Origin of the sequence: Mesorhizobium loti (genome assembly GCF_003148495.1) — a bacterium.
Lineage (GTDB): Bacteria > Pseudomonadota > Alphaproteobacteria > Rhizobiales > Rhizobiaceae > Mesorhizobium > Mesorhizobium loti.
In genome coordinates this window covers 25701-44952 of record NZ_QGGH01000021.1, presented here as the reverse complement: position 1 = coordinate 44952, position 19252 = coordinate 25701, and the positions used below count along the sequence as shown (strand labels likewise).

The following is a 19252-nucleotide window of genomic DNA, read 5'->3' as shown; positions in this document are numbered from 1 at the left end:
CATACAGCAGGCAAATGACGCTTCACCAGCCAGGAACCGACGTGAGAAACGCGCTTGAGGCGAGGCGGGCAATAGATCACAGCGCAATCGATGCACGACATGCGGCTCGGCTCCAGCAGCGTCTCGCGAAGAGAACCGACGCGCTGGCGGCACGCTGATGGCCGGCTGTGACGACAGCTTCGACATTATTGTCGTGGGCGCCGGGCCGGTCGGACTTTCCTTCGCCGCATCGCTTGCCCATAGCCAGCTCAAACTGGCGGTTGTGGAAGGGCAGTCCCTGGAAAGACTGGCAAGTCCGGCTTTCGACGGCCGCGAGATCGCGCTCACCCACGCCTCGATTGGAATCCTTCGCGAGCTCGGCGCCTGGGATGTTATCTCCGCTTCGGACAAGTCACCGCTTCAAGGCGCACGGGTCCTCAACGGATCGAGCCCGTTTGCGTTGCGTTTCGATTCCCCCGGCGGATCCGCGGAACCGCTGGGCGTTCTGGTCCCGAATTGCCAGATCCGCGATGCCCTGTTCAAGATCATCCGCTTGCAGGGCCACGCCCGGCTGCTGTGCGGCCACTCGGTCGTGCGTGCAACAAACAGCCGTCAAAGAGCAGTGATAACGCTCTCCAATGGCAGGCAACTGAGCGCTCGGCTTCTCGTTGCAGCCGATTCGCGTTTTTCCGCCACCCGCAATCTGCTCGGCATCGGCGCCGATATCAATCGGCTTGGCAACTCGATGCTGATTTGCCGGGTGAGGCACGAGCGCCCCCATCACCAGATCGCGATCGAATGGTTCGATCACCATCAGACGATAGCGATGTTGCCCCTCGCGCCAGGCGTGTCGTCGCTGCTTTTGACTTTGCCCTCAAACCAGGCCGACGGACTGCTTGCCCTCGACGACGAGTTGTTCCTGAGGGAGTTGACAAAGCGCTGTCGAGGGCGCCTCGGCACCATGAGCCTGGCAAGCCAACGCTATATCTATCCGTTGGCCACGACCTGGGCGCACAGGTTCCGGGCGCCGAGTGCCGCATTGATCGGCGACGCTGCCATCGGCATGCACCCGGTGACCGCGCATGGCTTCAACATCGGCCTCGGCGGCCAGAAGCAGCTCGCCCGTGGTATCCAGACAGCATGGCGCGACCGTCGCGACATTGCCGATCCCGACATGCTCCACAGATATGAAAGCCGACTGCGCCTGTCGGCGGCGCCGCTCTACCATGCTACGAATATTCTCGTCGGGCTCTACTCAAGCGAGCATCCGGCGGCACGGCTTGCAAGGCATCTGGGGCTGCGCCTCGGCCAACATCTTCCCTTTGTCCGTCATGGCATTGCGGCCATGCTGAGACGGTGAACCGCAGTCATCATAGGATCATCGTCAGCGTGCTGGCGTCGTAACAGACTGGCGAATTTGGTTCGATGTGAGCAGTGTGTCGGCCGGCGCCACCCAGACGTGGACCCAGCCACGCCCAATTCGGCCCTCAATGTGTTTACGGCGTGGATGGTTACATCCAAACAATCAATTTGCCAATCCTGCGGACCCTATTAGGAGCGTGACCGAAATCAAGTGCCTCGGCCCGCAGGTCTGCCCGGTGCAGGAAGCGGCCCCGCTTCTCAGAATTGGTGTGCCCGGGTCCCGACGCTAGCGACATCTGACGGCATTTGCAGCGCCGGTGATTGCTGCCTTAGCGAGGTGGGAATTTGACCCATAAAATCGATCATGAAATGCTGAATCGAGAAATGGCCGCAGACGATCCATGGCGGCTCGATGGCAACCCGTTCGAGCGGGAGCGCCACACGCAAATTCTCCTTTTGTCACTTGCGCAAGGTCGAGTCGCAAATGCGCTCGAAGTCGGGTGCGCTGCTGGCGCTTTTACGGAACGGCTAGCCCCCATTTGCCAGCGGCTCACTGTGATCGATGTCGTCGAGCCAGCGATTACGCGAGCACGTTTACGCGTGAAGGAGCCGCCGCACATCAGCTGGATAATCTCCGATGTTCAACAATTTTCGAGTGATGAACTGTTCGACCTGATCGTCGTGGCGGAAGTTCTTTACTACGTCGGAGGCCTCGTTCAGATCGGCGCGGCAGTCCGCAACCTGGTAGGCCTGCTTGCGCCAGGTGGGCAGCTGGTCTTCGGGTCGGCACGTGACGCCAATTGCCAACGCTGGGGGCACGCTGCTGGTGCAGAGACCACTATCGCCATGCTGAACGAATCGTTGACCGAGATCGAGTGCATCGAGTGCCGGGGCGCGTCGATCAATGAAGACTGCCTGCTGGCCCGCTTCCAAAAGCCGATTTCCGCTTCCTGATGAAACGAAGCGCCAGATAATAACCCTCCTTGCTGTTCTCAATCACGCTTTCGAGTGAAGAGTAGGGTACATATGCATAGCCGCTGCGCATCAGCAGGAGCGGCGTCAGAACGCGCGACAGCCTTCCATTGCCGTCCTGGAATGGGTGGATTTCCAAAAAAACCACGATGAAAATCGCCACCACGAGCAAGGGATGCAGGCTTTGCTCGTTGAGTGTACCACGCGTCCACTCGATAAGTTCCTTCATCCGCTTCGGCGTATCGAAAGGCGTCGCCGTTTCGAAGATGACGCCGATCTCGTTCCCGTCGGCATCGAACGCACTCACATTGTTTGCGAATGTCTTGTAGGCGCCGCGATGAGCTCATCCTTGTTGCAGCCGCTCGACTTCAACGGCGGTGAGCTTACTTCCTTCGATACGGATAGAAAAGCCAATGCTCTCGATGGTCGCAACACGGCGCAAAGCCGATAGGCGCTCTGGCGCGAGCGTGCCAACAGCCCGCGAAGCCCCTTTGAATTCGTCAATCTCCGAGACGAGGGTAAGGATTTGGGGGGCAATTTGCACGGAATCTGTCTTCAGCGTCATATAAAAAAATACCCAAAAAATCAAGAAACGGGTTTACCCAATAAATGACCCATAAATACCGAAATGAAGCGAAGTCCTTATTTTGCATGGCTCCCTATGCGGGACGGGCTCTACGGCTGCCGCCACCGAACCTCAAAGGTGTTTCGGCCCAGGTGGTTGACGATCCCTAGCCGGGAAAGCGGCACTCCTCGTTGGGGGCCGTCGGTCCCGTGTCCCGCCTTCGGCGGCGCTATGCTGCCACTCCTACGGCTGCCCTTTTAACCGATCTCGTCGTTGCAGTCAGTCCCGCGTCCCGGCCCTTCGGCCGGCGCAAGTGCTGACGCTCCTTAGGCTGCCTTTTCTGTGTGCGGCGATCTTTGATGGGGCGCGGGATCTAAGAGTTTGGGACCAGCCCCTTCGCGCACTTCAGTCGGCCAAAACCTCAAACAATTCGTTCGAAGTAGCGCCATCCGGGCGCGTCCTCCTTCCCGCTCCAGGTGCTTTCGCCGACAGTCCGGTTGACAGGCGACACTCGAGAGCATTGACCAGACGATTGCTGTTGGCGAGCGCGACCATCGCGCCATTGGCATGCCGCCTTGCCGCAACTTGTCGAGCCAGAGGCTTCGCGGAACCTGTTTGCCGCCGGCGATCCAGAGCTGCGCGATCGTGCGTCAACGGTCGCCGCGTTTGCTGACGCCTAACAGTCGGGCCATCCTCCACTTGATCGCTGCTTCGGCACGGGCGCAGCCACGCCGCTGGCGGCCGCTCTTGAGGCAGGTTGTGTCACCGCCAGCTGCCATCGGTGCGTCGCCGCTATCGGGGCCAATCGGGCACCACCAGAAGGTTCAGATCAAGGCCTTTGAAACGCATGGTTTCAGCATCCATAGCGTGGATGCTCTCGATCTAAACAATCAATTTTACCAATCCGGGAGGGTCGTTCATAGACCCATGACATGCACCGCCATTGCTCTACCGCGTGAGGTGCACAAAAGAACCCGAAAAAGAGGAAGTCTTCGCATGCGCCCTGACGTGCAGTGGAGGTTATGCTGGGAAAATGAGTTGCAGCTTTCCGATCACCTCGAACTCTCTGAGTTCTTCCGGAAGACCTATGAGCCGACCGGAGCCTTCAATGGAAAGCAATTCGAAGGCGGTCGAAGTTGGGCCGGTGCAAGGCCGGAGGTCCGCGCAATCGGCTATGATGTGCACGGGGTAGCGGCTCACATGGGCGTGCTGCGCCGATACATCAAAGTTGGCGACGTTGATCTGCTGGTCGCTGAACTCGGTCTATACGGGGTGCGTCCGGATCTTGAGGGGCTGGGAATCGGCCATTCGATTAGCGTCATGTATCCAGTGCTGCAGCAGCTTGGCGTTCCATTCGCTTTCGGCACGGTTCGGCAAGCGCTCCGGAACCATGTTGGGAGGTTCCGCCGCAAAGGCTTGGCGAACATTCTGACGGGCGTTCGCGTGCGTTCAACCCTCCCGGACGTGTACCCCGATCTGCCTTACACGACGCGAGTCGACGACGACGTACTCCTCATGGTGCTCCCAATTGGACGCTCGATGAGCGAGTGGCCGGCCGGCACTTTGATCGATCGGAACGGTCCAGAGCTATGACCGCGGATCTGTTATCCGCCCGCTTCCCTCAAATCCACTGAAGAATCTGACATCTCATGACCCTGTTTGCCACAGCCAGTACTGTTGCCATCTGCTCTTATGCGCTGCTGTCGACCGTCTACAAAACCGCGCAGGTGTTTTATACCCTGCCTACAAACGTAGCGCCGACCTCGGGCGACCCGCCCGGCGGTGAGCCTTGGCCGAGCGTCGATGTCATTATCCCGTGCTACAACGAGGCGCCTCGCACCCTCTCGGACTGCCTGGCTTCCATTGCAAGTCAGGAATACGCCGGCAAACTGCAGGTCTATGTTGTTGATGACGGTTCTGCAAACCGCGATGCCCTCGTGGGTGTACATGAGGAATACGCGGGCGACCCGAGGTTCAACTTCATTGTGCTCCCAAAGAATGTTGGAAAGCGCAAGGCGCAGATTGCCGCCATTCGCCGCTCGTGCGGAGATTTGGTGCTCAATGTAGATTCGGACACGATCCTCGCGCCGGACGTCATCACCAGGCTTGCGCTGAAGATGCAAGATCAAGCGGTCGGCGCCGCCATGGGCCAGTTGGCGGCTAGCAATCGCACTGAAACTTGGCTGACGCGGTTGATCGACATGGAATACTGGCTCGCCTGCAACGAAGAGCGGGCAGCGCAGGCTCGGTTCGGTGCCGTCATGTGTTGCTGCGGTCCGTGTGCCATGTACCGGCGATCCGCGCTTGTTTCGCTGCTGGACCAGTACGAGACGCAGCGCTTTCGAGGGAAGCCGAGCGACTTCGGCGAGGACCGCCACCTTACGATCCTGATGCTGAAAGCAGGCTTTCGAACAGAGTATGTCCCGGAGGCCGTCGCGGCAACAGTCGTTCCCAACAGCATGGGTCCCTATCTGCGCCAACAGCTTCGCTGGGCCCGGAGCACTTTCCGTGACACGTTGCTGGCGTTCCAACTGCTGCGCGGCCTTAATATTTATCTCACATTGGACGTGATTGGCCAGAATATTGGCCCATTATTGCTCTCTTTGTCGATTCTGGCGGGGCTCGCGCAATTCGTAACGACAGGTACTGCGCCTTGGACGGCATGCCTGATGATTGCAGCCATGACTATAGTTCGCTGCAGCGTGGCAGCGTTTCGTGCGCGCCAACTTCGATTTCTCGGATTCTCGCTCCACACAGTCATCAACATCTTTCTCCTGCTCCCTTTGAAAGCATACGCGCTGTGTACTTTGAGCAATAGCGATTGGTTGTCGCGAAGCTCTGCGGCCAACGTGCCAGACACCGGCGGCAGCATTCCAAAGCCCGACTTGGTTGGATCTGACGCAGCTTACAGCGAACAGCAATAGTCACGTGACCTTAGGTGGAAGAGTTTTGAGCCAGGACCAGAAACATCAAGTGTTGAAGCGTAAGTTGGGCCCAGAGGAATTGCGGCGGCTCGAGACTCCTGCGATCGAACGGGAGTCTCACGGGCAAACAAGCGCGAAAAGCTCCGTGCCTGACTCTGCGTCAACCGTGGCAGTCGATTTTGCCGGCGTAACCAAGTCGTATGGGAACAAGATCGTTGTCGACGAACTGTCGTTCTCCGTTGCGTCGGGAGAGTGTTTCGGCCTCCTCGGACCAAACGGGGCGGGCAAAAGCACGATTGCGCGTATGCTCCTCGGCATGACATGCCCTGACGCGGGCGCGATCACGGTGCTCGGCGTCCCGGTGCCGGCGCGCGCTCGGCTGGCACGCAGGGGCATTGGCGTGGTCCCGCAATTCGACAATCTTGACCAGGAATTGACCGTACGCGAGAACTTGCTGGTGTTCGGACGCTACTTCGGCATGAGCACTCGTCAGAGCGAAGCGGTCATCCCGTCGCTTCTCGAGTTCGCTCGCCTCGAGCGCAAGGCGAATGCGCGCGTCTCGGAACTGTCCGGCGGCATGAAGCGATGCCTGACAATGGCGCGGGCGTTGATCAACGACCCCCAGCTCATTGTGATGGACGAGCCGACCACCGGCCTCGATCCGCACGCGCGCCACCTGATCTGGGAGCGGCTGCGCGCCCTGTTGGCACGTGGCAAGACGATTATCCTGACGACGCATTTCATGGAAGAGGCTGAGCGATTATGCGATCGGCTGTGCGTGCTCGAAAAGGGCCGCAACATCGCCGAAGGCGGCCCGCAGGCGCTGATCGACGAGCATATCGGATGCCAGGTCATGGAGATTTATGGCGGCGATCCGCACGAGTTGCTGTCGCTGGTCAAGCCACATTCCCAGCGCATCGAGGTCAGCGGCGAAACCCTTTATTGCTATGCGCCAGACCCTGACCAGGTGCGCACGCAACTGCAGGGGCGAGCAGGTCTGCGTCTTCTTCTGCGTCCAGCCAATCTCGAGGATGTTTTCTTGCGGCTGACCGGGCGCGAGATGGAGGAGTGAACGATGATTGAAGGTTTTGCGGCGGCGCTGCCGGCCAATGCGTGGAACTGGGTTGCGGTGTGGCGCCGCAACTATCTGGCATGGAAGAAAGTCTCACTCGTGACGATTCTCGGAAACCTTGCCGATCCTATGATCTATCTTTTCGGCCTAGGCACCGGCCTCGGCATAATGGTCGGCCGCGTCGACGGTGCGTCCTATATTGCCTTTTTGGCGGCCGGCATGGTCGCGGTAAGTGCGATGACCGCCTCTACCATGGAAACATTGTACGCGGCTTTCGCTCGCATGCACTCTCAGCGCACTTGGGAAGCAATGTTGTATACGCACGTTACCCTCGGCGACATCGTTCTGGGTGAACTGGCGTGGGCAGCCACCAAGGCCTTCTTGGCCGGTACGGCAATCACCATTGTCTCCGCAACGTTGGGTTATGCAGCCTGGCCGTCCGTCCTCTATGCGCTGCCAATCATTGCTCTCACTGGGTGCGTGTTTGCGAGCCTCGCGATGGTCGTCACCGCGCTTTCGCCCAGCTACGATTACTTCGTGTTTTACCAGACGCTTGTCCTCACACCTATGATGTTCCTGTCGGGCGCCGTTTTCCCATCGGATCAGCTGCCTCACGCGTTTCAGCAGATAGCGCGATGCATGCCGCTGTCACATGCGATCGACCTCATTCGTCCGGTTATGCTTGATCGCCCGATCGGCGGCATTGCCCTGCATGTCGGTGTGCTCGGCCTGTACGCGCTGTTGCCATTCTTCCTCTCGATGGCGCTGTTGCGCCGCCGACTCATGCGCTGACGCGAAAGAGAGGGAGATAAGCAATGCGCAACGGACTTCGTGCTGCCAATAAGCGACATCGCCAACAGAAATCGGCATGCCACCCAGGGTCTTCGGTGGCATCCACTCAATCTATCAACTGGGCCGCCCGGCACCTCGATCACAGGATCTCATGTTGATCCCCGGCGGAAGAGAATTTCTTTGAGGTTGGCGATGTCTGACTGGCGTTCGCGCCGGCGAACGACAACGCAGCCTGTGTTTTTGATCAAACGGCCTTGAGACAGGCCAATTCAGTCTTCCTATACGACAAATGGAGAGCGAGATGCTGTGTCTAGGATTGAGCGGCGGATTAGACAAAGTCTATGAAAACAGATTCCAGATTCCGAACTCATTCATGCACGATGGCGCTGCGGTACTCGTCCGAGACGGACAGGTCATTGCGGCCGTAGAAGAGGAACGCCTCAATCGGATCAAACACTCCAACAAGCTCCCAATCAGTTCGGTTCAATACTGTCTTTCAGCCGCTGGGGTTCAGCTCAGCGAAATCGATCATGTGGCGTACTACGCTACCGAAGCCTATTGCAACGCCATGCTCGAAAACATGCTTGCTTCCGAGCCGGACGCCTCCATTCCGTTGGATGCCAAATTTTTGGTGCAGCAGCTGTTGGCGCAGGAGTTCGGTACCGAACTCGACCCTTCGCGTATCTCATTCGTAAGTCATCATCAGGCGCACGCCGTGAGCGCTTTTGCAATGTCGGGCTTCGAGCAAAGTCTGATTTTCGCGATCGATGGCTCTGGTGATTTCCTGTCGGGCCTCGTGGCGGTAGGATCTGGTACTGAAATTTCGCAACTCGCGACTTTCCCAGAGAGCAATTCCCTTGGGCTATTTTATCTCGAGGTGATCCGGTATCTCGGCTACGGCTTGTTCGATGAATATAAGGTAATGGGGCTTGCCCCCTACGGCGATCCCGTTCCCTATCGCGAGCTTTTCGAGCAGTTCTATGAACTGTCTGCAAACGGCGAGTATCGGGTCCACCTGGACCGCATCGGTCCGACTTTGCTCCGCAGCATTCAGGTCCGGCAAAAGGGAATGCCATTCACCCAGCAGCATAAAGATGTGAGTGCGTCGTTGCAGGAAGCGCTCGAACGCATCGTGTTTCACATTCTTCGGCATCATCGTGAGGCCACCGGGATGACGCGGTTGTGCCTGGCCGGCGGCGTTGCGCACAATTGCTCCGTGAACGGCAAGCTGCTCTATTCAGGACTTTTCGAAGACATCTTCGTGCAGCCCGCGTCGCATGACGCTGGCTGCGCATTAGGCGCCGCACTCATCGTGTCTGGTGAGCTGGGCCGCCCCGCGCCGCGTGCGCGATTGCAGGAGGTTTATTGGGGGCCGGATCTCGCGAGCGATCATGCTGTCGAAGAGGAACTAAAAGCATGGGCGGGGCACCTGGAGTTTGAACGCACTGAGGAGGTGGCGGATAGGGCAGCCGAGTGGATGGCCGGTGGCGCCGTGATCGGCTGGGTGCAAGGTCGTTCGGAGTTCGGGCCGCGCGCGCTCGGAAATCGCAGCATTCTTGCCGACCCCAGGCCCGCCACAAACAAGGACCGGATCAACGCCATGGTCAAGAAGCGGGAAGGGTATCGCCCGTTCGCCCCGTCAGTGCTGGAGGAGGATGCGCGCGAATTTTTCGACCTCCCAGGCAGTGCGTGCGAATTTCCCTTCATGAATTTCGTGGTCCGTGTGCGCGACTCCAAGCGTGGTTTGCTCGGCGCCATCACCCACGTCGACGGTACGGCTCGGCTGCAAACAGTATCGCGCAAGGCCAGTCCGGCCTACTGGGACGTCATCAATGCCTTCAAGCAGCGCACTGGCATCCCAATTCTGCTCAATACGTCCTTCAACAACAATGCCGAGCCAATCGTTGATTCCGTTGCAGACTCGATTGCCACATTCCTGACGACAGAGCTGGATGGACTTGTGGTCGGGCCGTTCCTCGTCAAAAAACGGGCCGCAACGCTGCAGGATTGGACTGCGCTCGCGGTTTCATTGCCGCCTTATGTATCCCTGCATAAAGTCCGCGCATACACGGCGCAGGATCGCCAGGAGACCGTCTGCGAAATCCGAACGGATCACTCCAGCCGTGACTGTGCGCGTATTTCACATGAGTTGTTCGATATGCTGACGCGGATCGAAGGCGAAGCCGTGCTCGCGGATCTCCTCGATACAATTACGCTGGATCAGGCCCAGCGCGAGACTCTCACAGGAGAACTGCGACGATTGTGGGAGCAGCGCCGCGTTCGCATGCGTCCCTCGCAAGCTGCTCGCGTCCATCAAAACTGATGCCAATCGCTGGACGAAAGATAGCAGTTGCCGAAACACCGGTCTGTCCAAGCATCTTCATATGACTGTGCCCAGGCTGCGAGCATGCATAACGCCTATGGCAGTCGAGGATCAGTAATGGATTTGCTTGCCGGTGGCTCAAGACAGCACCAATTCGTCGTTTCTCGACGGCGGACCCGGTTCGGTGACTGCCTATGGTCTCCGGCATCAGCCTGGTGTTACGCATAGCGGACGGGACGTGCGAGCGGGCTGCGCGGCTCGCGGGATAAGGCGGCGGCCCTACGGCGCGCCAAGCCGGCATATTCGTCGTTGAGATGCTTTTGGCAAAATGCGTTGGTGGGGCGACGATCATGTCTTAGCGCGCCTTGACCCTTCGGCCCCCTCGTTGGCGATGCCCGACATCTGCTTTCGGGCAATCGCCTGATCGGGATGCGAGTCGAGGAAGGGGAGCTCACCTAACCCACGGCCGAATGCCCGTCGCGCACCTGCGCGATCGCAAGCGCCGTGGTGCTGTGCCATTCCATGCGAAGCGTGAGAGTCCTTTTCAGCCCGCGCAGAACCAGGAAGGAGGACATGGTCGAGAGCGCCGCGCCGGTGATGTAGCGCAAGCCCGTTTCGTACAGCGTGTGGAGGGCTTCCGCGTCGCCGAGGATTGCGCCGCAAAGGCGGCGGCCTCATTCGCCGCAACACTTTCGATCGTAGGTCGAGCTCAGGAAGACGCGTGGTTGACCGGCATTGGGAAAACCAGCCGGATCGTAGCCGTGATGGATGGCGCGGGTAGCGAAGCCGAATTTGGCATCGTTCGCAGATGTGCCACTTTCCGGTCTTGGATTGCGGTCTCGGGCATCGGCTTCAGACGTGCTCTTGGCTTTCGGAAGGAGTGGCTGCAAACTGGTTGATATGGAATGTCCAGTTGGCAGGAAAAGAAATGGTCCAGTCTCCAGGTCCCGGTGCTTCAACCCGCTCGCATGGCATGGGCGCGCGCCAGATCTACGAAGCGCTTCGCGAGCAGATCCTCAGAGGCGTTTACGGCACCGGCAGCCAGCTGCCGTCCTCCCGTGGTCTCGCCGAGGAACTTGGAGTCTCGCGAACGACCGTCACCGTCGCCTACGAGCAGCTGGCCGCGGAAGGTTTCATCGACATCCGTCAAGGCGCGCGCCCTCGTGTCGCATCCTCACTGCTGGGACATGAGCTGACCGCCAATCCCCCAAAACGGTTCGGCCCGGTTCACTTGTCAAGCTATGGCGAACGGCTGCGTGGTACTCCGCGCTGGCCGGATTACCTGCCGAACACGCTGAAGGTTGATTTCCGCTATGGCGTCCTGGCGCCCTCAGATTTCCCCGCATCGGTTTGGAAGCGCGCGATGAACGCGGCGATGGCGCAGCGGCCGGCACGGCTCGCCTATGACGATCCGTGCGGTTCGAGCCGGCTCCGCCAAGCGCTTCAGGGCTATCTCTGGCGCGCCCGTACTGTGCGCTGCGACCCCGAGCAGATCGTCATCGTCAATGGTTCGCAGCAGGGCCTCGATCTCTGCGCGCGCCTGCTGCTCGACCCCGGGGACAGCTTCGTCATCGAGGACCCCTGCTACAGGATGGCGCGCCAGGTCTTTGCCAGTACAGGTGCCACGCCCGTTCCCGTCGAGGTTGACGATCACGGCATGCAAACGGAGCAACTGGCGGGGGTCGCGGCCCGGCTGGCCTATGTGACGCCCTCGCATCAGTTTCCGCTCGGCGGCGTCATGCCGATCCCGCGGCGGCATCAGCTTCTGGAATGGGCGCGGGAGCAGGGCGCCTATGTCATCGAAGACGACTACGACAGCGAATATCGCTACGATATCAGCCCCGTTCCCCCGCTGCATACCCTCGAGGATCATGGGGCCGTCATCTACCTCGGCACCATCTCCAAGACGCTCTCGCCGATGCTGCGGATCGGTTATCTCGTCGTCCCGGCGGAATTCCTGCAGGTTTTCGAAACCGCCAAGCAGCTTGCCGACCGGCATTCTCCGATGGCGGGGCAGGAGTCATTGGCCTCTCTGATCGAGAGCGGTGGCTATGAAAGCCATGTGCGCCGCGTGCGCCGCATCAACGGCGAGCGCCGGGAGGCATTGCTGACCGCCCTGAAGCGGAGTTTTCAAGGTCGGATCGCCGTCCAGGGGGCAGAGGCTGGACTGCACGTCGTCATATGGTTCAACGACCTGCCGCGATCGCGTGAAACGGCGTTGGTCGAAGCTGCCCAATACGCCGGTCTCGGTCTGCACCCGATTTCGCCGCTTTATCATAGGCAGTCGGGAGCAGGCGAAGCCGACCGCGTCGGGCTTGTCATGGGCTATTCCGCCCTGAGCATCCGGCAGATCGAAAAAGGCGTCGAGATGCTGCGGGACGTCGTCGCTCGACTCTGAGACGCTGACGGTTCCGCACGCGGGTTAGAACGCATTCGCGGCCGCTCATCATAAACAGTTCATCGTTGAATAGTCGCGCGGCCGGGCGACTGCCGCGCTCATGGCCGGCTGACTAAGGTTGATGCTGCTGCCGCCGTGAGGTTGCGCGCGATCCAAGCCTTTGTCTCATCTATCCGCAACGTGGATGCTTGTCATCGAAACAATCGATTTTGCCGATTCGACAGAACGTCCCATAGGAAGAATTCAAGGATGCAGCCCTAAGGAGATTGTCGATGCATGCGTTGGCTCCGAGGAGCATTTTCTGGTGTGTCCCTCCTGGTCTGCACCGAACATCGAGCGAGCCGATCCCCTTTTCGACCAGGTACATCGGTGATCGGCGCAAGCTGCATCGCGTCGGCTCTTCGCGACAAGCTCCCCCCGATAGCGTAGGCCCCTACCTCAAGGATCGGGGTTATGCCGATTGCGAATGGCCGACCGGTACAACAATTGACCGCAAGGGTTCGCAGCTATGAGACGTCTCGATGACAGATGGGAGGCGCAGAGTGAATGCGCTGACGGCACCGGGCGTCGAAGCGTTTATCTGACGTTTGACGACGGTCCCAATCCATGTTTCACACCACAGATACTCGATGTGCTGGCGCAAAATCGGGTGCCAGCGACATTCTTCGTCATTGGTGCTTACGCCGCAGAGCATCCGGATCTCATCCAACGAATGATCGCAGAAGGGCATGAGGTAGGCAACCACACGATGTCTCATCCGGACCTGTCCAAATGCGGTTTGGGCGAAGTGCAACGTGAGGTATTTGAGGCGAACCAGGCCATCATGCTGGCATGCCCGCAGGCCTCGATCCGCTACATTCGCGCGCCATACGGCGCCTGGAGCGAAGAAGTGTTCACTGCCTCAGAGATCGCGGGGCTCGCGGCCCTTCATTGGTCGATCGACCCAAGAGACTGGTCGCGCCCCGGCACCGACGCGATCGTCGATGCAGTGCTCGCCTCGGTACGCCCCGGCGCAATCGTGCTCTTGCACGACGGATGCCCTCCCGACGAGTCGACACGGAGCACTCAAGCCAGTCTGCGCAACCAGACCGTTATGGCGCTGTCCAATCTGATTCCTGCATTAGATGCCTGCGGATATGAAATTCGCTCGCTTCCAGAACATCACTGAAATGCGAGATCGCATGGACCTGCTTTCCCAGCCAGTACCTGTGTGGTCTCGCTTATGAAGGCTTACAGGCCGTTTACGCCCTGCGAACAAGCACATCGGACGAACTGGTCGGCTCCGACAGTTGGCTAAGCCTAGACGTCTGTTGTCACCTGCTACGATGAGGACCCGCGCACGCTCTCGGCATGGCCCAGCACCGCCGGTAGGTTCACTCTTCGACGATTGTTTGAATGTATGGTCCACTTCGCGTTGGATCGATTTCATTGGGCTTGCCGCAGGCTCACATAGCGCGACCCTGCGGGATCGCTGGCTGCGTCCAAAAGGTTTGGCAAGCAATTCGCATACCGTGACCGGCACCGGGGATTCCGGTGCTCTGATCCGGCGCGCGATGCCATCTTTCACCAACTGGACTACCTAAATAGCTTCTGACTGGCTGTTTCCAACGGGCCAGCTTGCCGATACCTGACTTGGTAACGCAAGGAGTTTCGCGATGTACATCCCTCCCGCTTTCCGCGACGACGACAAGGAATGCCTGCGCGCGACCATTCGCGCGGCGCTGCTGGCGAACTTCGTTACCGTCACGGCGGAAGGGCCGCTCGCAACGCCACTGCCCCTCTTCCTTGACGAAAGCGAGGGCGAGCACGGCGTGATCTACGGGCACCTGGCGAAGGCCAATCCCCAGTGCCGTGTTCCGCCGCTGGGCGACGGCTTGGCCATCTTCATGGGGCCGGACGCTTACGTGACGCCGGCATGGTATGCGACCAAGCGGGAAACCGGGAAGGTCGTCCCGACCTGGAATTACGTCGCCGTCCACGCCTATGGCCCGGTCGAGTTCTTCGAGGATGCGGGAAGACTGCTGGACGTCGTGAATCGGCTGACCGACCACCACGAGGGCGAGCGCGCCTCGCCTTGGGCCGTGTCGGACGCGCCGCCGGATTTTGTACAGGCGCAACTCCGGGGAATCGTCGGCCTGCGCATGCCAATCACGAGGCTGGAGGGCAAGCGCAAAATGAGCCAGAACCGGAACGCGGCCGACCGCGCTGGCGTGGCGGCGGGCCTTGCGGCGAGCGAGCGGGCATCTGACCGCGACGTCGCCGCTCTCATCCCAAAATAATCTTCGTCGGAATCGACCATCATGCCAGAACTGACCCCATTCGCCCTGTACCTCGCCGCGGCCTCCGTGCTCGCCATCACCCCCGGTCCGGGCATCTTCTACGTTGCCGCGCGCACGCTCGCCGGTGGTCGTCGGGAAGGTATCGCTTCTAGCTTCGGCACGGGGTTGGGGGGCATGATCCACGTCCTCGCCGCAAGCTTAGGTGTTTCCGCGATCGTGCTCGAAAGCTCGGAACTGTTCTCCGCATTAAAGCTGTTCGGCGCGGTCTACCTCGTCTGGCTCGGCTTTCGCACCTTTCAAGCCGCCCGCCTCAAGGGAGCGACTGGCGGCGATGACGGCGCCGCAGTGGGTCCAGTCGGACCCCGGCGGGCGTTTCGTGAAGGGGTACTGGTCGAGGCGCTCAACCCGAAGACGGCAATCTTCTTCCTCGCCTTCATTCCGCAGTTCGCGAATCCGAGCGCAGGGCTCATAGCTCTGCAATTCGTGGTGCTTGGCTCCGTGTCCATTGCGCTCAACACGCTCGCCGACATCGTGGTTGCCGTCGTGGCCAGCGGCATTCAAGACGGCGCGGCAGCGCGTCCCGGGTTGATCCGCCGCCTGAGGGAGGCGTCAGGCGGCGCGATGATCGCGCTGGGCGTCTGCCTCGCTCTGGCGAAACACCCTGCTGCTTGAGTTTGAATCTGATCGGTTGGGCATCTTTCAGGGTTGGCGGGTACCTTGCGGAAGCAGTTGGATGGCTGCGAGCCAGTTCGGTCATTGCACCTATTCAAGCCATGTCTCAGGAGGCGCGGCACCGCCGTTTGGGTGAACGTCGGCTCATAAATGAGAGAAAAACATAGCGTGAGAGAAACGTGAGTACGACTGCCTCGCCTCGCTCATGCCCATCATTTCGGCCCTCGCGAATCAACGCACGGTAGAAGCCAGTCAGCCGAGAATGACGCCCGTTTCATGGAAGGAAAGCCAAGCCATGCGCCAAGCATCGCCCCGCTTTGCACTCGATTATTTGGCGACGCCCGGACTTGACGTCAGGGCACTTTTCGCTTTTGCCCGCGACCAGGGCCTAACCGATGTCCAGATCCGCAGCCAACCGGGCAGCAATGCTATTGCACGCGGCATGCCGGCGGCGGACGTCCGGTCTGCGGCCGCCGACACAGGCGTTGGGATTATTTCCGTCAATGCCCTCCAGCGCTTCAATGAGTGGACCCCCGCCCGCAGGGCCGAGGCGAGCAAGCTCGCCGATTATGCAGCGGCCTGCGGAGCCAAGACGCTCATGCTGGTGCCGGTCAACGACGGCTCCTGGCCCGCCAATGTCGAGCGCCGCGGCGATCTCCGCGTCGCCTTGAAGGCGCTCAAGCCGATCCTCCAGTCGCGCGGTCTGATCGGTCTCATCGAGCCGCTGGGCTTCCGGACCTGCTCGCTTCGATCGAAGAACGAAGCGGCTAAGGCCATTGCCGCCATTGATGGCCAATCCGTCTTCCGCCTCGTGCACGACACGTTCCACCACACGCTTGCCGGGGAGACGTTCTTCTCCTCCGAGCTGACCGGTCTCGTCCACATTTCAAGCGTGAACGATCCGATCCACTGGATTTACCCGGATCGCGTCCTAGTCGGTTCCGACAATGGCAGCCAGATCCGGGCGCTGCTTGATGGCGGCTATGGGGGGCCCTTCTCATTCGCACCGTTTGTCGACGCAGCCCACCCGCTGGACGACCTCGCAGGCGCACTTGCCGCGAGCATCGCTCTCTTCCGACACGGGCTATTGACGCGAGTGCCGGCGTGAGACGCGGGAGTAAATTAGGGCTGCCTGGGGCGCCTTTTGGCGTCCCCCGGAGAAGTCATTCGAGACGCCTCCTGTAGCAATATCTCTCGCAGCCAGATGCTTGCCGGATCACTGTTGTGAAGGGCGGGCCATTGAAGGGCCTCGGTGAACGTGGGTAGTGGCAGCGGAAGGTCGATGATCCGCAGGGGGAAGGTTTTTTTGAAATGCTGAACCAGCCGGAAGGGCATGGTCGCTATACGAGCTGTGCCTGAGACCATCGGCGGGATCATGCTAAAGGCCTGCACAACGATCTCGACACGTCTCTTGAGACCATGCTCAAGAAAAAACCGTTCCTCGATTGAGGGCTTCAGCGTCCGCCCGAACTTGACCGCAACGTGCCTCATCGACATGTATCTCTCGAATGTAAGCTGCCGTGGCAGCTGCTTGTTCGTGGAGCAGCCCACGCACACGAGCGTCTCGTCGAACAGCGCCGCTCTTGGATGGGCGCTTGACATGAACAATTCTGGAAAAATCAGAAAATCGACGTCACCGCGCCGGAGAAGCTCATCGGGGTCGTCGTCGATAGGCAACAATTCGAAGCTGACGGCGGGTGCTTCGCGTGCAACCCGCTCCACGACCTTTTCAAAAAACACGAGTGTGGCGAAATCGGAAAGAATGATCCTGAAACGGCGATCGGATTGAGCCGGATTAAACGGATCCCAAGAGATAATCGAGCACTGGATGTTCAGCAGTGCGCTGCGAACCGCGGGGGCGAGTGTTTCCGCACGCGGGGTTAGAACACGTTCGCGGCCGCTCGTCGTAAACAGTTCATCGTTGAAATAGTCGCGCAGCCGGGCGACGGCCGCGCTCATGGCCGGCTGACTAAGGTTGATGCTGCTTGCCGCCGCCGTGAGGGTCCGCTCGGTCAGCAGTGCGTCGAGCACGACGAGAAGGTTCAGATCAAGGCCCTTGAAGCGCATCTTTCACTTATCCATAGCGTGGATGCTCGCGATCTAAACAATCGATTTTACCAAACTTCCAGGGCGCTGCATAGATGACCGCACTTGACATGCGCCCGATCACGCCACTGCTTCTGCAGCGTGTGCCGGGAAATGACTTGTAAGTAGCCGATCATGTCGAACTCTCCGCCTTCTTCCAAAAGGCCTATGGGCGACAGGGGCTTTCAGGCGGTTGTAGCTGGGCCGGTGCAGGGCCGAAGGTTCGCGCAATCGGCTCTGATGTGCACGGCGTAGCAGCTCACTCGGACCTGCTGCGCCATTTCTTCACGGTTGGCGAGGTTGATTTCTTGGTAGGCGAGCTCGGATCGTACAGGATGCATCCGGATCTTGAGAGACTCGGAATGAGTCATTCTATCCGCATCATGCGGCCGGTGCTGCAGCAGCGTGGCATTCCATTCGCTTTTGGCATGGTTCGGCACCCGTTGCGAAACCATCTCGAGAGGTTCTGCAGAGACGGCCAGACGACCATAGTGCCGGGCGTTCGCATCGCCACACATGCGACCGCCAATGCGCTCGAGGTTTGCGATCAGGCACTGGGATTTTGTCCGCTCGGTTGCAGCCAATCGGCCCTCCATACCACGCCGCGATCCGCGTGATTTTCGATCCTTTGCACCGCGCTCGCCGTGCCCAGAAACGGCAAGTAGCAACTGCAACAGATAGGCTGGAGTCTGATGCTTGATCACATAAGAGCCGGAGCGAAGGGACGCGGCTCGTGCCCAGCAGGGACAAACAACCGAGACCTAAGCTTTGATTTCGCCAAAGGCATACTCATTACTTTGGTGATAATTGGGCACTTGTTACAATATTTAATCTACCAGGGCACCGACGCTTTCTGGCTGTCGCCGTATTTCAAGTCGATCTACATGTTTCATATGCCTCTATTTATGGCGATAAGCGGATACCTTTCTTCTGGGGCAATTTTGCGAAAATCGTTCACCCAGGGTGTCGGTGAGCGGGCAATGCAGCTACTACTGCCAATGCTATTTTGGTGTACGTTGATTTGGACGTTAAAGTCCGCAGTTATTTTTCCTACGAAGAGTTTGACTGATACTCTGTTAGATTTGTTGACGGAAGTTATTGGAACTTACTGGTTCATATGGGCCGCATTTATTTCGTTCATTCTGATTAGAGTTCTTACAACGTTCAACCGTCTATCGATGTGGATCATAAGCGCATCTGCAATTGCGGTCGCATTCGCACCCATCACGTTATCAATAACCCCGTTGTTAAAATACACTTACCCATTTTATTGTTTAGGGTTCCTGTTTGCCCAGCCGATCGGATGGCAGAATGGTGTCATCTGGCGTTACAAATCGATTTTTGTTGTCTTATTTTCGATAGCGGCTTTCATATGCTTCCTCGGATGGGGCAAGGAGACTTATGCCTACAACAATCTCGTTTTAATTCATGATGAACAGTCAGCTAAACGAGTTTTTCTGATGTTCTCTGGCTCTTTGGCGGCTTCTGCGGTAGCAATGCAGTCTATGTTCCAATGCTGGAGACTTGTCTATTCGACTAGAGTAGCTCGCTTTGTCGCGGTGCAGCTTGGTCAGAGCACGCTGCTGCTTTACCTGGTCCAGGGTGCCGTGTTTCGCCTCATGGATTTGATACAGTTTGGAGAAGTCTGGAATCTCACGACCAGAATCGCCTTCGCAACTGTGCTTGGAGTGGCGATTGTCGTCATAGCGATGGCAATTCGCAGTATTGCGCGCAACCTCGGATATGTGTCGCGGATCGTTGTCGGAGCGCCGCCGCACCCAAGTCCGCTCAAATCTCAATCTGTAATCAATTAGCCACGTGAAAAATTC

The 19252-nt window shown here is 59.1% G+C and carries 18 protein-coding genes and 2 pseudogenes; 15 read left to right on the top strand and 5 right to left on the bottom strand.

Going from position 1 to position 19252, the window contains the following annotated elements; translation table 11 throughout:
- Positions 1-157: 157 nt before the first annotated feature.
- Both ubiM and nodS read left to right on the top strand, forming a co-directional pair.
- Complete coding sequence (gene ubiM, locus C8D77_RS34535) at positions 158-1339, top strand: 5-demethoxyubiquinol-8 5-hydroxylase UbiM (protein WP_027056382.1); 1182 nt, start codon at positions 158-160, stop codon at positions 1337-1339.
- A 371-nt stretch (positions 1340-1710) separates the two neighbouring features.
- Positions 1711-2295 carry a nodulation methyltransferase NodS gene (nodS, locus tag C8D77_RS34530; RefSeq protein ID WP_109672018.1) on the top strand — a complete coding sequence of 195 codons (585 nt, stop codon included), beginning with the start codon at positions 1711-1713 and terminating at the stop codon, positions 2293-2295.
- Here the strand turns inward: nodS and C8D77_RS38605 are convergent.
- Together C8D77_RS38605 and C8D77_RS38600 are read right to left on the bottom strand one after the other, a co-directional pair.
- Positions 2243-2620 (bottom strand): Fic family protein, encoded by a 378-nt coding sequence (locus C8D77_RS38605; protein WP_027056379.1) that lies wholly within the window; start codon positions 2618-2620, stop codon positions 2243-2245. The two genes, nodS and C8D77_RS38605, sit on opposite strands and share 53 nt — an antisense overlap.
- A 36-nt stretch (positions 2621-2656) precedes the next feature.
- On the bottom strand, positions 2657-2878 hold the full coding sequence (locus C8D77_RS38600; RefSeq protein WP_245951960.1) for a hypothetical protein: 222 nt from the start codon (positions 2876-2878) through the stop codon (positions 2657-2659).
- 996 nt (positions 2879-3874) lie between these two features.
- Between C8D77_RS38600 and C8D77_RS34520 the strand changes: the two genes are divergently transcribed.
- The 6 genes from C8D77_RS34520 to C8D77_RS34495 all read left to right on the top strand — a co-directional run bounded on the left by C8D77_RS34520 (position 3875) and on the right by C8D77_RS34495 (position 10217).
- Positions 3875-4471 (top strand): NodA family N-acyltransferase, encoded by a 597-nt coding sequence (locus C8D77_RS34520; RefSeq protein WP_097574712.1) that lies wholly within the window; start codon positions 3875-3877, stop codon positions 4469-4471.
- A 56-nt stretch (positions 4472-4527) separates the two neighbouring features.
- Positions 4528-5802, top strand: coding sequence for a chitooligosaccharide synthase NodC (gene nodC / locus C8D77_RS34515; protein ID WP_109672015.1), 1275 nt, complete (start codon positions 4528-4530; stop codon positions 5800-5802).
- A 49-nt stretch (positions 5803-5851) separates the two neighbouring features.
- Entirely contained in the window at positions 5852-6874 is a 1023-nt protein-coding gene (gene nodI / locus C8D77_RS34510; RefSeq protein ID WP_109672013.1) for a nodulation factor ABC transporter ATP-binding protein NodI, read from the top strand.
- A gap of 3 nt (positions 6875-6877) precedes the next feature.
- Complete coding sequence (locus C8D77_RS34505) at positions 6878-7666, top strand: ABC transporter permease (RefSeq protein WP_109672010.1); 789 nt, start codon at positions 6878-6880, stop codon at positions 7664-7666.
- Between the two features lie 301 nt (positions 7667-7967).
- Positions 7968-9989, top strand: coding sequence for a carbamoyltransferase family protein (locus tag C8D77_RS34500; RefSeq protein WP_109672072.1), 2022 nt, complete (start codon positions 7968-7970; stop codon positions 9987-9989).
- 84 nt (positions 9990-10073) lie between these two features.
- Complete coding sequence (locus C8D77_RS34495; protein ID WP_425453796.1) at positions 10074-10217, top strand: nodulation protein NodZ; 144 nt, start codon at positions 10074-10076, stop codon at positions 10215-10217.
- A 227-nt stretch (positions 10218-10444) separates the two neighbouring features.
- Here the strand turns inward: C8D77_RS34495 and C8D77_RS34490 are convergent, their stop codons facing one another.
- Positions 10445-10597: a PLP-dependent transferase gene (locus C8D77_RS34490; RefSeq protein ID WP_244846079.1), complete on the bottom strand. Its 153-nt coding sequence runs from the start codon at positions 10595-10597 to the stop codon at positions 10445-10447.
- 320 nt (positions 10598-10917) lie between these two features.
- Here C8D77_RS34490 and pdxR point away from each other — a divergent pair, with 320 nt between their 5' ends.
- Positions 10918-12387 (top strand): MocR-like pyridoxine biosynthesis transcription factor PdxR, encoded by a 1470-nt coding sequence (gene pdxR / locus C8D77_RS34480; RefSeq protein ID WP_109672003.1) that lies wholly within the window; start codon positions 10918-10920, stop codon positions 12385-12387.
- A 22-nt stretch (positions 12388-12409) separates the two neighbouring features.
- On the opposite strand, the pseudogene C8D77_RS34475 reads toward pdxR, so the two are convergent.
- Positions 12410-12519 (bottom strand): annotated as a pseudogene (locus C8D77_RS34475) (LysR family transcriptional regulator); the annotation flags it as partial.
- A gap of 376 nt (positions 12520-12895) precedes the next feature.
- Between C8D77_RS34475 and nodB the strand changes: the two are divergent.
- The 4 genes from nodB (at position 12896) to C8D77_RS34455 (ending at position 16446) form a co-directional block, all read left to right on the top strand.
- On the top strand, positions 12896-13555 hold the full coding sequence (gene nodB / locus C8D77_RS34470; RefSeq protein ID WP_107652895.1) for a chitooligosaccharide deacetylase NodB: 660 nt from the start codon (positions 12896-12898) through the stop codon (positions 13553-13555).
- A gap of 487 nt (positions 13556-14042) precedes the next feature.
- The gene (locus tag C8D77_RS34465; protein WP_006328898.1) at positions 14043-14666 is read left to right on the top strand and encodes an FMN-binding negative transcriptional regulator; all 624 of its coding nucleotides are present in this window, start codon (positions 14043-14045) and stop codon (positions 14664-14666) included.
- Between the two features lie 21 nt (positions 14667-14687).
- Complete coding sequence (locus C8D77_RS34460) at positions 14688-15338, top strand: LysE family translocator (RefSeq protein WP_109672000.1); 651 nt, start codon at positions 14688-14690, stop codon at positions 15336-15338.
- Positions 15339-15600: 262 nt separating this feature from the next.
- A complete protein-coding gene (locus C8D77_RS34455; protein ID WP_027056371.1) occupies positions 15601-16446 on the top strand; it encodes a TIM barrel protein in 846 nt (281 codons plus the stop codon).
- Between the two features lie 14 nt (positions 16447-16460).
- Here the strand turns inward: C8D77_RS34455 and C8D77_RS34450 are convergent, their stop codons facing one another.
- A complete protein-coding gene (locus tag C8D77_RS34450; protein WP_097574720.1) occupies positions 16461-17405 on the bottom strand; it encodes a LysR family transcriptional regulator in 945 nt (314 codons plus the stop codon).
- A 206-nt stretch (positions 17406-17611) separates the two neighbouring features.
- Here C8D77_RS34450 and C8D77_RS34445 point away from each other — a divergent pair.
- Positions 17612-18040, top strand: a pseudogene (locus C8D77_RS34445) (GNAT family protein); the annotation flags it as partial.
- A gap of 75 nt (positions 18041-18115) precedes the next feature.
- Positions 18116-19237 (top strand): nodulation factor fucose acetyltransferase NolL, encoded by a 1122-nt coding sequence (nolL, locus tag C8D77_RS34440; protein WP_109671997.1) that lies wholly within the window; start codon positions 18116-18118, stop codon positions 19235-19237.
- The last annotated feature ends 15 nt before the right edge of the window (positions 19238-19252 follow it).